Source organism: Salinibacterium sp. VpJ6 (assembly GCF_059767345.1).
On the sequence record NZ_JBSOQL010000001.1, the window covers coordinates 30702 to 44423 of the forward strand.

At 62.1% G+C, this 13722-nt stretch carries 11 protein-coding genes; 4 read left to right on the forward strand and 7 right to left on the reverse strand.

The annotated features are described in order from the left end of the window. The first annotated feature begins 20 nt into the window (after nucleotides 1-20). On the forward strand, nucleotides 21-383 hold the full coding sequence (locus tag ACWTV1_RS00150; RefSeq protein WP_498503650.1) for a hypothetical protein: 363 nt from the start codon (nucleotides 21-23) through the stop codon (nucleotides 381-383). A gap of 75 nt (nucleotides 384-458) precedes the next feature. Here ACWTV1_RS00150 and ACWTV1_RS00155 read toward each other — a convergent pair whose 3' ends face one another. From ACWTV1_RS00155 to ACWTV1_RS00180, 6 genes are all read right to left on the reverse strand, one after another. Then, entirely contained in the window at nucleotides 459-1094 is a 636-nt protein-coding gene (locus ACWTV1_RS00155) for a GTP pyrophosphokinase (RefSeq protein ID WP_498503651.1), read from the reverse strand. Continuing rightward, nucleotides 1087-2109, reverse strand: a complete 1023-nt coding sequence (locus ACWTV1_RS00160) for a hypothetical protein (protein WP_498503652.1) — start codon at nucleotides 2107-2109, stop codon at nucleotides 1087-1089. The genes ACWTV1_RS00155 and ACWTV1_RS00160 overlap by 8 nt, the downstream gene beginning before the upstream one ends. Nucleotides 2110-2873: 764 nt before the next feature. Continuing rightward, nucleotides 2874-3839 carry an NAD-dependent epimerase/dehydratase family protein gene (locus ACWTV1_RS00165; protein WP_498503653.1) on the reverse strand — a complete coding sequence of 322 codons (966 nt, stop codon included), beginning with the start codon at nucleotides 3837-3839 and terminating at the stop codon, nucleotides 2874-2876. Further along, nucleotides 3836-6634 (reverse strand): alpha/beta fold hydrolase, encoded by a 2799-nt coding sequence (locus ACWTV1_RS00170; protein ID WP_498503654.1) that lies wholly within the window; start codon nucleotides 6632-6634, stop codon nucleotides 3836-3838. The genes ACWTV1_RS00165 and ACWTV1_RS00170 overlap by 4 nt, the downstream gene beginning before the upstream one ends. Next, complete coding sequence (locus tag ACWTV1_RS00175) at nucleotides 6628-7650, reverse strand: 3-oxoacyl-ACP synthase III (RefSeq protein ID WP_498503655.1); 1023 nt, start codon at nucleotides 7648-7650, stop codon at nucleotides 6628-6630. Before ACWTV1_RS00175 ends, ACWTV1_RS00170 begins: the two co-directional genes overlap by 7 nt. Before the next feature lie 146 nt (nucleotides 7651-7796). After that, nucleotides 7797-8411, reverse strand: coding sequence for a hypothetical protein (locus ACWTV1_RS00180; RefSeq protein ID WP_498503656.1), 615 nt, complete (start codon nucleotides 8409-8411; stop codon nucleotides 7797-7799). Nucleotides 8412-8488: 77 nt separating this feature from the next. Between ACWTV1_RS00180 and ACWTV1_RS00185 the strand changes: the two genes are divergently transcribed. Both ACWTV1_RS00185 and ACWTV1_RS00190 read left to right on the forward strand, forming a co-directional pair. Then, nucleotides 8489-9511: a helix-turn-helix transcriptional regulator gene (locus tag ACWTV1_RS00185; RefSeq protein WP_498503657.1), complete on the forward strand. Its 1023-nt coding sequence runs from the start codon at nucleotides 8489-8491 to the stop codon at nucleotides 9509-9511. A 243-nt stretch (nucleotides 9512-9754) separates the two neighbouring features. After that, the gene (locus ACWTV1_RS00190) at nucleotides 9755-11131 is read left to right on the forward strand and encodes a hypothetical protein (protein ID WP_498503658.1); all 1377 of its coding nucleotides are present in this window, start codon (nucleotides 9755-9757) and stop codon (nucleotides 11129-11131) included. Nucleotides 11132-11159: 28 nt separating this feature from the next. Here the strand turns inward: ACWTV1_RS00190 and ACWTV1_RS00195 are convergent, their stop codons facing one another. Beyond that, nucleotides 11160-12110: a DUF368 domain-containing protein gene (locus tag ACWTV1_RS00195; RefSeq protein WP_498503659.1), complete on the reverse strand. Its 951-nt coding sequence runs from the start codon at nucleotides 12108-12110 to the stop codon at nucleotides 11160-11162. Between the two features lie 147 nt (nucleotides 12111-12257). Between ACWTV1_RS00195 and ACWTV1_RS00200 the strand changes: the two genes are divergently transcribed. Next, nucleotides 12258-13706, forward strand: a complete 1449-nt coding sequence (locus ACWTV1_RS00200; RefSeq protein WP_498503660.1) for a threonine/serine exporter family protein — start codon at nucleotides 12258-12260, stop codon at nucleotides 13704-13706. Nucleotides 13707-13722: the final 16 nt, after the last annotated feature.

Consider the following 13722-nt stretch of genomic DNA (forward strand, 5'->3'; position numbering starts at 1 on the left):
GGCTACTACGGGCGTTCCGAATGGCATTCATTTACCCTGAGGGCTACATGTGTGTCGATTATACTGCCAACCGCGGTTACAAAGTGGTCGTAAGAGCGCTGTCTGATACTGGTACGGAAGTCGCGTTAAAGCTCAAAGACAACGAGGGTAATGCTGCGGGGCGTTTCGAGCGTGAGATCAAAGCAATGCTCGAAGCTACCGGGCCAAGCAAGAAGCCTGTACTCGACTATGACGACACGTTCCCTTGGCACGCCATGCAACTGGCGTTAAGGACCCTTGCCGGTGAAATTGAATCGAAGGCGGAATGGTTGAGGTTCAATAATAAAGGAGATTTTCCAAACGCCAAGATCGTCGTCGTCAACCCGTTCGAACCCTTGCTGTAAGAGGTGGACCCAGAATATGTCCCAGTACGTAGGTTCATGCGGCTTCCCTGGCCGTGGCGCAGCAGGTCCCATTTCCTAGGGAAGATTTGACTGTTGCCCATTCGCGAAAATTGATTCAGGCGCACTGAGGCGTCTAGCAAGTTCGTTCATAGTGCGATCCGCACCCCAGGCCGAGGCTGCGATCCAGGCAAGCTCTTTCTGGGCTTCCCCGTCCAGATCGCCTTTGTAACCGATGTCATGCTGAGGCTCGGCCCAAGCATGCATAAACAAGGTGCGGAGCTGAAACTCAAAAGTTTGTGGCATGTCGGCGAGGTCGTTCCAACCTTCTGGTTTGAGATGCTCGGCGATGACGAACACAAAGTGGTCGGATTCGTACCCAAACTCTGACGCCTCGGCAGGCTCCTTAGTCTCATGCTCAACTGCCCCGAACCAGAGAGTCAATTGTTTCTTAACCACATTGAGATCATCCCGGAAGAACGTGATGACTCGGCCTGCAATCTGGTCTTCAAGTTGCACCAACGGGTACTCGTACTTCGGGTTAGCGGCTTTCTTCAGGAAGGAAGCGGTATCTTTCACACGAAATGTAATGCGATCAATGTGTGGGAGGCCTTCGAGCGCATTCTTGGTGCGCTCCTCCAGCTTGGCGGCGAGGATATGGAGGAGTTCGCGTCGAACCTCGTACTTGTCTTCCAACCCCGTAATCTCAGCCACGGACTCTGACCTCTTCTTCCTCAATAATTCCCTCCGCGCGAAGGACGCGTGTGCTCCCAGTCGCACTTATACTCAGTGCCCCGTTGTTTTCAAGTGCGATAAACGGGGCGGAGACGATGATTCCGTTGGCGAGCGTGAAACGCTTGTAATGGATTAGCGTGTCGAAACGGGCGAGATCAAGACCGAAAATCGCAGCGCGTGATTCATGGTCGATGCCTGAAAGAAACGCCGTTTCGACGGTGTCAGAAAGGTATTTCTGGGCGACGGATTCCATTGACCAACGCTGTCCACTGTTGGCGCGGATGCCGCTAATTGCAGAGTTGATTTGTTCTTGTGCATCGACGTCGCCCTTCGTCTTATTATGTGCGTTACGAAGCGCGCGGGCGAGTAGCTGGGTGCCCTCAACATCATTCATCTGCATACGGGCGTTGAGAAATTTGTGAATCCATAGATCGGCTATGCCGCTGTCGCTTCCAGTTGCTTGAAAGTCGAGCACCCTTGCGGTGAGCATGCCAGTTTTCTCGTTCGGGCCTTCCAACAGAGCGGCCTTCCGGAGCTTCGATTCACGGTTGAATGCATCCAGAAGTTCAAGGCTGGGTTGACCTCCTTGGAGCTGGAAGTTGAAGACTTCCTCTTGCGGAAAGGTCCAAATCAGGAGTCGCCTCGATTGTGTCTGTGCGCTCTGGTGGACACTGACTATTAGTAGCGATGATTTGGAGCGGTGGTCCATAGCGTCGGCGAGTCGGCGGGCGAGTCCCTCGACCGCTGGCACCTCCGCCCCCGAAGAAAAGGCTACAGTAAGGGCAGCATCGCGAATCGGATGTGCCCTGGAAGGTGATTGCTGGTCTACCTGGAAAGTCACAGCCGGGGCGCTGTCGATGCGTGAACGCGAGAAGGTTAGATTCAGGGCGTTTTGTAGGGGGTTGGAGATGGAGATCTTGCCACCACGGAATGAGGAGGCTTGCTGCGGAGCAACCTCATAGGCGTATGCCTGGATTAGACTTCCAGCCGACATCCGATTCCTCTCCTGCTCTTGCGCCTATCATCGCATTGAGGTCTGACATGAGGAGTGGTCTCTCAAACCACTCACAATCGACACCGTGTGACATGATGCACTTGACCCCGATACTTACGAGATATTGGTGGTGGTTCAAGAAAGCAGTATTGATTTGAAATTCGAAGCACCAGTTGCTTCACCCCCAGTTTGGTGGTTCGTTGCGATGGCCATGGCTTGCCACGCCGGTGTGGCGAGGGTCGCTGCAAGGTCGGCGGGGAGAGCTACTCCTTGTGTCTGACGCGGCATTACTTGGCTGGTAAAAGCAGCCCATCTAATACCCATCGGAATCACTCGTGACGGACCGTAAATGACCGGGTAGACTAGCTCAGGAGAATCACTCGATTCCCCGCACGACCAGGAAAAACTCGAGATTTCCGCAAGCTTTCGGTGAGGTCAAAAACCTCCAAGGGGTTGCAGGTTCAAATCCTGTCAGCCCGACAATACGAGAAAAGGACCGTCCATCTGGACGGTCCTTTTTTCGTGCTCTGAGGGCCTATCGAAAAGGCTCTCGCCGGGCACGACACGCTCGACATTGTCGACGCTGAGCCGTGCCTGACTGAGGTCTAGTCCTTGCGCTTGCTGGCGGCCTTGTCTTTCTTGTCAGCGCGCTTCTCCTTGAGAGACTTGCTCGCTACAGTCTTGCCGGATGATTTCTTGGGTGATTTATCGGCCATGACGTTGTCCTCCTGTGAGCCGAGTGGCTCGTGCCCCGAGCGTACCCGCTATTGCTCGTGGCGGGAGAGTCGGCGTAGCCCCTCGTCAATACTCACGGCTGGCGACCAGTCCAGAGCCTCGCGGATGTCGCGCTGATCGAACCAGTGCGCTGTCGAAAGCTGTTCGGCAAGAAAGCGGGTCATGGGCGGTTCGTCGACTCCGGGGCGCACTGCCCATACGCGCTCGACCAAGGATCCTGCGGTGCGGCCAACGGCAGCTGGGATGCTCCAGCGCGGCGGCTGAACTCCCGAAGCGAGGCAGATGCCCGCCAAGATGTCGGCGACGGGACGCGGTTCGCCGTTGGTGAGAACGTAGGCCTTGCCGTGCGCTGTGTCGGCGCGGTGCAGGGCGGCCACGATTCCGGATGCCGCGTTGTCGACGTAGGTCGTGTCGATGAGGGCGGTGCCGCCATTGAGTAGGGGCAGGCGTCCACGGCGAGCCCGATCAACGATGCGGCCGACGAGTTGAGTGTCACCGGGACCCCAGACGAGGTGCGGGCGAATGGCGACCACGTGCATCCGGTCGCTGTCGCTGGCGAGAGCAAGCAGTTCCGCGGTGGCCTTGGTGCGCGCGTATTCGCTGCGGGCATGCTCGGGCGACGCGGGTTCGGCGCCAACGCCTGCCAGCGCGGAGCCCGCGTGCGCGACCGAGGGCGATGACACCTGCACGAAGCGAGAAATGCCGGCTGCTTCGGCTGCGGCGAGCACGAGCTGGGTTCCCTCGACGTTGACGGTGTGGAACGCGTGCGGGTCGCCGGCGAGCGATACTTTCGCGGCGAGGTGGATGACGCTCTCAGCGCCTGCCATCGCACGCGCGACGTGATCCGGGTCGGTGATCGAGCCGAGGAAGTCCGTGACGCCGTCGACACCGGATGGTCGTCGTTGCAGCGTGCGCACGTCATGCCCCGCGGCGACCGCCTCTGCGGCAACCGCGCGTCCGAGAAATCCGGATGCCCCGGTGATCAGCACGATCATGGTGCAGTCGGCTTTCCGCCAGCCAGCAGTCGCTCCGCCCACACCGATAACCGCGAGCGGTCGATCTTGGAGTTGTGGCGGATATCGGTCGGTAGCTCGGGAACCGCGAGTACGGCTACCAGCGGCAGCGTGGTGCTCTCGCGCACGGCCGCAGTCAGCTCGGGGCTGGCGAGTCCAGGCCGACGAGTCGGCGACACAGTCTCGACTACCGCGACAGCCTGCCGCAGTTGGTGCGGCCCGACGCCGACGACGGCAGCACGGCGCACGGCCGCGACACTCTCAACGTCCTGCTCGGCGCCGACGGGAGCGATCGGCCCTGTCGAGGTCACGATCACGTGGGGGAGTCGACCTTCGACCCAGAGGCGGCCGAGTTCGTCGAGGTGACCGACGTCGCCGGTGCGGTGCCAGCGCGCGGGGGGCGCAGTGGGCGCAGCCGGTGCATCCGTCGCATCCGTCGCATCCGATGCGGCAGCAGAAGCGGCGGCATCCGTCTCGACAGTGGTCTCGCGAGCAGCTTCACGGTCGGTGAGCCACAGGCGGTCGTAGTGGTCCTTGAGGTGCGGCGCTGAGACGACGATTTCGCCGAGAACGCCGGGCTCTGTGCTGGGTGACCCAGTCGCTGCACCGTGGTCATCGAGCGCGCTGATGCGCAGTTGGTTCTCGCCGATCGGCTTGCCTACACACACGCCAGTATGACTACCACCGGCGGCGGCACGGATGCCGTCGAGCGTGATGTCCGTCACAAGCAGGCATTCGGTCATCCCGTAGGGCGAGTGCGCGGTCGCGTTCGGCATGATCGTGCCGACGGAGGCGAGCAGCTCGGCTCCGATGGGCGCGCCGGTGGAGAGGAACGAGCGAACACGTTCGAGTTCGCTGCGGTCGTGCGCCGTGAGATCTCCCGCAGTCGCCACTACATTGAGGATGGCAGCGGGGGAGAGGAAGACCATGCTCGCGCCGGATGCTTCAACGGCAGCCGCGACGGCCCGAGCAGTGAGTGTGCGGGGAGCCGACACATCCATCTCGGGGGTCACGGAGCGCGTGCCGAGTGCAGGACCCAGCAGAGCGAACGGCGCGAACCCGGTCACGAGTCCGGTGTCGGCGGTGACTTCGAAGTGGCGCGCAAGCACGTCCCGCAGAGCAGAAAGCTGGCCGTGGCGGTACACGACACCCTTGGCGGGGCCGGTTGAGCCCGAAGTGAAGAGGATCGCTGCGTCATCCGCAGACCGTGGTTCGGCGGGGAGAGGCGTGTTAGCGCCGAGCGTGATGAGGTCGCGCAGGCTGTACGAAACTCCGAGAGTCGCGGCGGAAACCTTGGGTAGCTGCGAGGTGGAGATGCGCACTCCCGGCCAGCCGAGCGTGCGGGCGGCGATGAGGCCGGGGGCTTCGCCGATGACGAAGTCGGGCCACGATCCGCGCACGGCACGGGTGAGCCCCTTGACGCCGAGGCCGGCATCCGCGACGACGATGACGGCGCCGATGCGCAGGCAGGCGTAGACCACGGCAGTGAGCGTCGGCCCGGGCGGGACGAGCAGGGAAACCCTTTGGCCCTTGCGCACGCCGATCGCGGTGAGGCCGGCGGCGATGCGGTTCACACGGTCGCTGAGTTGGCGCCAACTGACCTGCTGGGGACCGCGGTTTCCTCGCGTCGACATGTCGATCACAGCGGTGGCAGAGTCGTCGGCGCGTTCGTCGAGATTGTGCCAGAGCGGCAAGAAGCTTGAGTCGTCTGAGGCAGCGGATGCGCGGGCGATCGCTTCCCGCGGCGACGGCGACGGCGAGGCCGCGTCCGAGCCAAGGTTCGCGAGGCTCGCGGCGTTGTCGCCGAGCCAGGTCAGCACGAAGTCGGCGTACGGCACGTCTTCGGCAACAAGGTGGCCGGCGCCTTCAAAGCGGTGCACATTCGCGTGCGGGAGTCGCTCGATGAGGTCATCGAGGTAGTAGTCGCTGAAGATCGGATCGCGCGGCCCCCACAGCATGAGCGCTGGCAGATCAAGCTCCGCGACAGCGGTGGCGATGCGGTCGAGTTCGTTATAGCTTTCGTGATTGGCGTCGACGGGGATGTCGGCAACGAAGCCGCCGATTCCGCCACGACGGGCTGCCGTGCGGTACGGCGCACGGTAGGCATCCTTGACCGTCGGATCGAGCGGTTCAGACGTGAGCGCGAGCGTGGTCTCTAAGAACCCGGGAGTGCGCACGGTGGATGCCGCCAGCATCCCGCGTGCTCGAGCGAGCCGCAGCGGTGCCGGAATCGGCTTGCCGGTCTCGTGATGCACAGCGGTGTTCAACAGCATGACGCCGGTGAGTTGCTCCGCGTGGTCGACGGCCCAGCCGAGGGAGACGACGCCGCCCCAGTCGTGACCGAGCGAGATAACGGGGCCATCAATCGAGAGCGCTTCGGTGAACGCGGTGAGATCGGCGACGCGCTGCGCGAGCGGACGATGGATGCCGGTGCGCTCCGAGAAGCCCATGTCGAGTTGGTCGACGGCGATAACGCGCCACGCCGGCGCCGCAGCTCCAGACTCAGCGCCAGCCCCAGCCGCATCCTCGGCTGCCTGCAGAGTCTGCGTCAGCAGTTCGCGCCAGTAGTACGACCAGGTCGGGTTGCCGTGGACGGCCAAGATGGTACCGGCGATGGGGACGCCGAGGCGAGACAACTCGTCGCCGGTATCGAGGTAGTGCCATTCGCGGGTGAGTCCCGCATCCACACCATTACCAGGTACGGCGGCAACTCGGCTGAAGCGCGGGTCGAGCCCGGGCAGGTCGTGCGGCGGGCGGGAAGCGGCTTCAGTCACCATGCGAGTTCCATCATTGCTGTGTTGAGGCCGGAGCCGACGCCCATGAGCAGAACGCGGTCGCCCTTCTTCAGGGTTCCTTGCGCTTCGTCGAGGGTGATGGGAATCGACGCGGGGCCGACATTGCCGTATTGCGGGAAGGTGGTGGGCACACGGTCTCGGTCAAGTTTTGCCGCCTTGACGATGGCGTTGGTGTGTACCGACGACACCTGGTGGGTGACGTAGAGGTCCATCTTCGACCAGTCCCATTCGGTGGATGCTTCTTTCCACGCCGAAACGACGAGGTCGAGGCCACCTTTGAGAAGGGCTTTCGCGTCGGTGAACATGCCGTCGACGCTGCCGACACAGAGTTCGTGGAACTGGGTCGCCGCGCGGGTGACGCCTCCGAGAATCGGATGACCGGCCGGGTGTTCGTCGGTGCGTCCGAGTACAGCAGCAGCGGCTCCGGAGCCGAGGGTGAGCGAGGCGAATTCGCTCATGAAGCCGTCACGATCGGAATCCTGCTTCAGCAGGCGATCGATGGTGTTGGTTTGGATGTCGTCGGCGTCTTCGCCATTGACGATGATCGCGTAGCGGATTTGGCCCGACTCGATCATGTTTGCAGCAAGGTTCATGCCGCTCACAAAGCCGAGGCACGCGTTGGCTACGTCAAAGTTGATGGCCGAACTGGGCAGGCCGAGGCCGTGGTGCAGGCGCACCGCCACCGACGGCTCAAGGTGCTTTCGACTGACAGACGTGTTGATGAGGAGGCCGACTTCAGAGGCATCCACCCCAGCTTCAGCTAGCGCGCGTTGGCCTGCTGAGACGGTGGCGTCGTCGGATGTTTCACCGGTAGCCCAATTGCGACGTTCGAGAACACCGGCCACCCGTTGCAGGAGTCTGCTGGGCAACGCGAGGCGCGAGAACGCCGGGGCGAGGCGCGCCTCGAGGTCTTCTGATGTGGTTACCCGGCTGGGTAGTGTGCTCGCGACCGACAACAGTGAAACATTGTTGAAGCGCGTGTTGGCATTTCCGGCCACGGAACCTCCGTCGAGCGAGCCCCGCGGGCTCAGTAATCAAGAGGCCTAGTTTATGCCAGTTGGCTGAGCCTTGCCTTCTGGCCCGGCGGTGGGGCGTGAACGGCACTCGCGCGTGTCGCGAGACAGCCGCCGAATGAGTACGTGAACTAGAGCTTGTTCTGCAGTTCGCAGACGACATCTGCCTCGATCGGAGTGCCGTCTTCGAACTCGCCTGCCCAGCGCACTTCGACGATGTCACGGCTGCCGTCGGCTGTTCGTGCGCCGAGCTCGGACTGCGGCGTGAGTTGTCCCTTGGCGGGGCTGCCAACGCCGGCAGCTCCGGTGAGGTCACCGAATCTGAACCCGCCGTCAGCCACCGACACCAAGTTCATCGACATCTCTTCGTGCGCTTTCACGTTGTCGAGGGCGAGGATCATGAAAAGACCGGGCATGGTCAGGTCTCCGACGTCTTCGCTGCCCGCCTGTCGGCTGATATCGCAGTCCCCGGTGAAGTCGGGGAACTCGACACCGTTGATACGGAGCGTGGCGTTGCCGACATCGTCGGTGCTGAGGCCACCGGTGGCAGGCTCGTCTGGCGTTCCCTCGTCGCCCGTGGTCTCATCCGTCGTGGATTCTTCTGTCGTTGCAGAGTCTGCGGGCTCGTCGGCGGCGGGGGAGCAGGCCGCGAGCGTGGCACTGACAGCGAGAACGATTGCTGCGAGCCGTGCTGCGCGCGCCCGGAGAACGGAAGAGGGCATGAGGGATGAGTGCGCAATTGTCATGAGATCAAGGTTCCTCGCCGGCAGAGTGGTTGTGCAATACGTCTTTCGGCGTAACCGCGCGAGTAGGGTGATTGAGTATGGGACTCAGCGATTCTGATGCGCAAGCGGTCTTGCGAGTTGCCAGCCGGCTTACGCGGCATCCACCCCTCGAATTTTCGGATGTTCTGGATGCTGTGCGCGAGGTCATCGACTGCGACAGCGCATCGTTCAATGACATGGTGCTCGCCACTCGCGACTTTCGCTACGTCATGTCGCCCGCCAACGAGATTGCTAAAGCGACCCGACTCAAGCCCGAGTACGACAAGTACTTTCACCAGCATCCGTTGAACGCCGCCGCGAACTCCGAGCGCGGGCTCGGCGCTATCCGCTTCTGTGATGTTGCTGGCGGCGCGGCTGTCACCGAAACCGACCTCTACCGCCACTTCTACGGACCGTTCGGTGTGCGCTTTCAGCTGGTGACGCAGTTGCCGTCGCCACCGGATGTCGTGGTCGCCTATGCCCTGAACCGTAGCGAGCAGCGGGGGGAGTTCAGCGTTCGCGACGTTGCCGTCATGAACGCTCTGAGCGGTCATCTCGCGATGCACCACCGTTCGTCGCTTGACGCGGAGCGTTCCCGCCTCGTGGATGCGGAGATGGATCGCTACGCCTGGGCGGTCGTTTCAGTGCGCTCGGATGGCGTGGTGGAGGCGTCGTCGTCGACAGTGTTGGATGCCGGAGCCCGGGTTCCCGACAGCCTCGCGTCGATCATTGCCGACACCGCGCGAGCGCCCGGCAACGATTCTCGTCACGATGTGCTCATCGGCACGCATCGGTGGCAGTGCATCGTGCATCCGGTGCGGCTAGGCCCGACGGTGCTGCTCTTGCGCCGGCAACAGGATGTCGCTGCCGACACGAACGCACTCTTGGTGGCGGGCCTCACCCCTCGTCAGGCCGAAGTGCTGCTCACCCTCGCGCGCACCGGAGGTTCGAACAACGAGCTCGCGCGCGAACTAGGCATGTCGGAGTCGACCGTGAAGAAGCACCTCGAAGGGGTGTTTCGCGTGCTTGAGGTGACTAGTCGTGCTGCGGCGGTTCTGCGGTTGCGCGAGCTAACCGGCTGAGTTCCTTCATCGGCAGCGCTACAGAGCGCAGACGACAGCGCTGACATTGCGCTTGAGGCCTCTATCTGGAACCAAGTCGTTTGGGAACGGTGAAAGCCTGTCATCTCGGCTCTGATTTCGCTGAATATTTGAGACGGATGTCGCCGCTTCAAAGAGACTCGCCTGAGTTCCGGTCATTTGTCCCGGAACGGAACTGCTGCTGGCTCTAGTGTGAGAGCAGGTAAACAAACGACAGGGATGGCAATGAGCAGCGAAATCGAACTGGTCAGCGACGGCGACAGCCTCGTGGCTATTGGCGCCTCGGCTGATGTCGAGCGGTTCTTCCTATCAACGGGGCTAGCGCAGCTCCCATCGCGCGAGATTGACCTACAGCGTTTGCGCTCTGTCGCCACTGCTGGCGCAGGGGCCGCCAAAATTGGCGCGGACCTTGCTGCGAATTCGGGTAAATGGGTGAAGCTGACAAATGATTCAGCGGCAGCCGTTAAGGAATTCGGATTGATGGCGACGAAGACACCCGGAGTGAGCCACGCCATGATCGGAGATCCGGGCGACATACAGCAGTGGCTAAAAATTGCACAAGCCCCGACCGCGTTGCTTAGCGGGCCGTTCGCTGTCACCGCGTTGGCCTCGTTGATGCAACAGCGAGTAATTCAAGAACAGATGGATATCATCGTCGACTATCTCGAGGAAATTAATGAGAAAGTCGATGACATTTTGCGTGCCCATAAAGACGCAGTCTTAGCCGACATGATCGGTGTCGATCTGATCATTGAAGACGCGTTGGTTGTCAGGGAGCGCGTCGGACGGGTGTCTGAGATCACCTGGTCCAAAGTGCAGGCTTGTGGACTGTCACTTGCTCGCACACAGGGCTACGCGCTACGACAACTCGACAGCATCGCATCCAAGCTCGCGAAGAAATCTGACATCGGCGACGTTGCCAAGCTCACGAAAGAAGTGGAGCCTAAGGTGCATGAATGGCTCGCGGTTCTCGCGCGAACAATTCAGCTCCAAGACGGACTGTCGATCCTCGAACTGGATCGGGTGCTGGACGCCGCACCTGAAGACTTAGAAAGCCATCGAGTCGGTCTTAAACATGCTCGTAAAAAACGTGTTGAAGTGGTTGCGGGCTGCACCGCAGGCATTCTCGCCCAAATGAACGACACGGTTCACCGCGCGAACAAGTCCGTTCTATTCAATCCGTTCGATGCACCAGCAGCGGTGAAATCAAGCGACAAAGTTGCAGTTGGCGTGCTTACTTTTAGAAGCCGGTTAGGGATCGACTCCGAGCATCAGGAGAACGTACCTAAGCGCTGGCGGCAGGCGGCGTTTGAAGTTCGGGATAAGGCGCTGGCCACCGCATCTGAGGGTGTGGCTGTTGCCGGACGCCTTGGGGCGGAAACTTTCGATCGAGCTACAGGCGTGTTCCGATCGATTGATTTAGATGGCGATGGAGTTCCTGACAAACCGCGCGCGCTAACCGCGGCAGAAAACGCCGGTGATGCAGTCAAAGGAGCCGCCTCCAGCGTCAGCGGGGCGATCGGGGCGATTTGGAAGCGTAAACCCGACGCGAATGCACCAATCGAATCTTCCAAACCAGACGCGGAGACCGTCGAACCTTGATCTGTCGGATGTCGCGCTTGTCGCGGGACTACGCGTCGTGCGGCTCAGGATCCGCGACGATCTCCGGCGAGAGCATCCGCCGCTTCATGAGCGCAGCTTCTGCAGCCAAGATGCCGAGCACGACCGCGGCGCCGATGGCGATGAGGATCAGTACGAGTCCGAGGTCGCCTTCGGGCGCCAAGACTTCGCCGGACTCGGTTTGCCAGGGCCAGAGGGCGCGCAGTGAGCCGAGCATGAGGCCCGTCATGATCACGAGGGTGATGCGGCGGCGGTGCTTGAGTAGCCACTGCAGGCCCGAGACGAAGAGGCCCAGGCCGACGATCGCACCCACGATGAACGCGCCGAGGTAGGCAACGTTGCGGTCGTTGACGGCCGCGAGTGTGGGGGCGTACATCCCGAGAATGAGCAGAAGGTAGGAGCCCGATACTCCGGGCAAGATGAGTGCGCAGACCGCCAACGCTGCTGCGAACGACACCACGATTAGCGCAGGTTCGACATCCCCGCCACGCGGCAAGCTTGTGAGGGCAACGGCGACGCCGGCGGCGAGCAGGCCGACGATGACTTCGAGGAAGGTCCAGCGTCCGCCAACCATGCGGGCCGGAACGATGAGGGATGCCGCAATGAGGCCGGCCGACACGGCGCGGGTGCCGGTGGGGTACGCCTCGAGCAGGGGAGCGAGCACTGCTGCGCCAGCGACGATGGCGAGGAGCATCCCGATCCCGATGGGTAAGACGACGTTCCAGCGCACCGAACGGAAGTGCGCACCAGCACGCGAGAAGCCGCGACCGCGAACGCCATCCGCAACAGTTAGCGCAACGCCGCGAGCCAGGTGCCCGGCGCCGTCGATGAGCGTGTCGTACACGCCGACCAGGAGGGCGATGGTGCCACCGCTGACTCCGGGAACGATCTCAGCGAAGCCAATCAGGGAGCCTCGGAAGGCGTCGCCAACAGTGCGTATGACGGGGTGCAGACGGGCCATCGCGAACTCGTTTTCTTCTCGTAGTCATCGCGCGCAAGTCGAGGCAGCGTGCTGCCCCAGCGCGGGGAGGTCGATTTAGTTTAGGTGGCGCACGCTGAACGTGCAGCCGGGTATCGGCGGGCACCCAATAGCCCCTACCCTTGACGAGTGACTAAGGGCAACGGCAACCGACTGCAGGCATTTCAACAGCGAGTGAGCCGATCTCTCATCACTATGGCCGGGGGAGCGCTGCGCACCAACAATGCGCCCACTCAGCTCCTTTCTTTGCCAGGCAACGAACAGCAGCTGTCGCAGCGTCATGCGCGCTCGGTAATCGACCTCTGTTTGCGTGCGGGCGAAGCGATGTTGGCGACCGGGGCATCCGCGGCCGACGTCGTCGCAACCGTGTTGCGCCTCAGCAATGCCTATGGCGTCAGCGGGATGCACGTCGACATCACCTTCACGTCGCTCACCGTTTCGGTGCACCGCGGTATGAACGAAGACCCCATGTCGATCATGCGCATCGTGAAGGTGCGCACCATCGACTACACGCGCCTGCAAAACGTGTACTGGCTCATCGACCAGATCACCGGCCCCGATGGCCCCGGCGATGTGGACGAAGCGCGCGAGCAGCTGAGCGCGATTCTGACGACGCCGCATCCGTACCGTCGCTGGGTTGTGACCGCCGGCAAGGCGATACTCGCGGCAGGTGTCGTCGTGATCTTCGGGGCCAGCTTCGTGCTGGTGCTTGTGGCTGCAGCATCCGCCGCCATCTCAGATGTGCTGACGCGGCGCCTGGAGCGACTGTCTGTTCCCGCGTTCTTCGCCCAGATGGCTGCTGCTGGCGTTATCAGCGTGATTGCGGTCTTCATGTTTTGGTTGCGCTCAATCGGCATCGAAATCCCCGGATCGAACAGCCCGACCGTAATTGTGATCTCCGGCATCATCATGCTGCTTTCCGGTGTCGGCCTCACGTCGGCCGCCAGCGACGCGATCGGCGGCTACTACGTCACCGCCACCGCCCGCGGCATGGAGGTCATCATGATGACGCTCGGGCTCGCGGTCGGCATCTCAATCGTGCTGAGCATTTCGTTGCGCCTCGGAATCCCCGTTGCGGTCGGCGACTCGCTCGGCGACAGCCGCAGTGTTGTCACCGGGATGATCGGCTCGGCCATCATCGCTGTCGGCTTCGCCCTGGCTTCGTATGTGCGGATGCGGTTGCTCCCGATCATGGCAATGGGGGCTGCGCTCGTGTTCGCCGTCTACTGGTTCGTCCTCCCGTTTGCGGCATCGCCTGGCCTTGCGCCTGCCATTGCCGGAACCGCCGCCGGCGTCGTGAGCTACCTTCTCTACCGCTGGCTGAAAGTGCCAGAAGGCGCCACCAACATGGTCGGCATCATCGCGCTGCTGCCCGGTCTCGCGCTGTATCGCGGCATCTACGCGCTCATGGACTCTGAGTTTGGGGTGAGCGAAGCGCTTCCGTCGATGGTGATGGCACTCGCCACTGGACTCGGCTTGGCTGCCGGCACGACCATCGGCGGCTTCGTTGCGCGTCGTACCTTCGGTTTCGACCGCGCGGCGTTGCTCGCGCTGAAGCGGTCGCGTACGCCGCGGTAGTTCGCGTGAGCCAGCC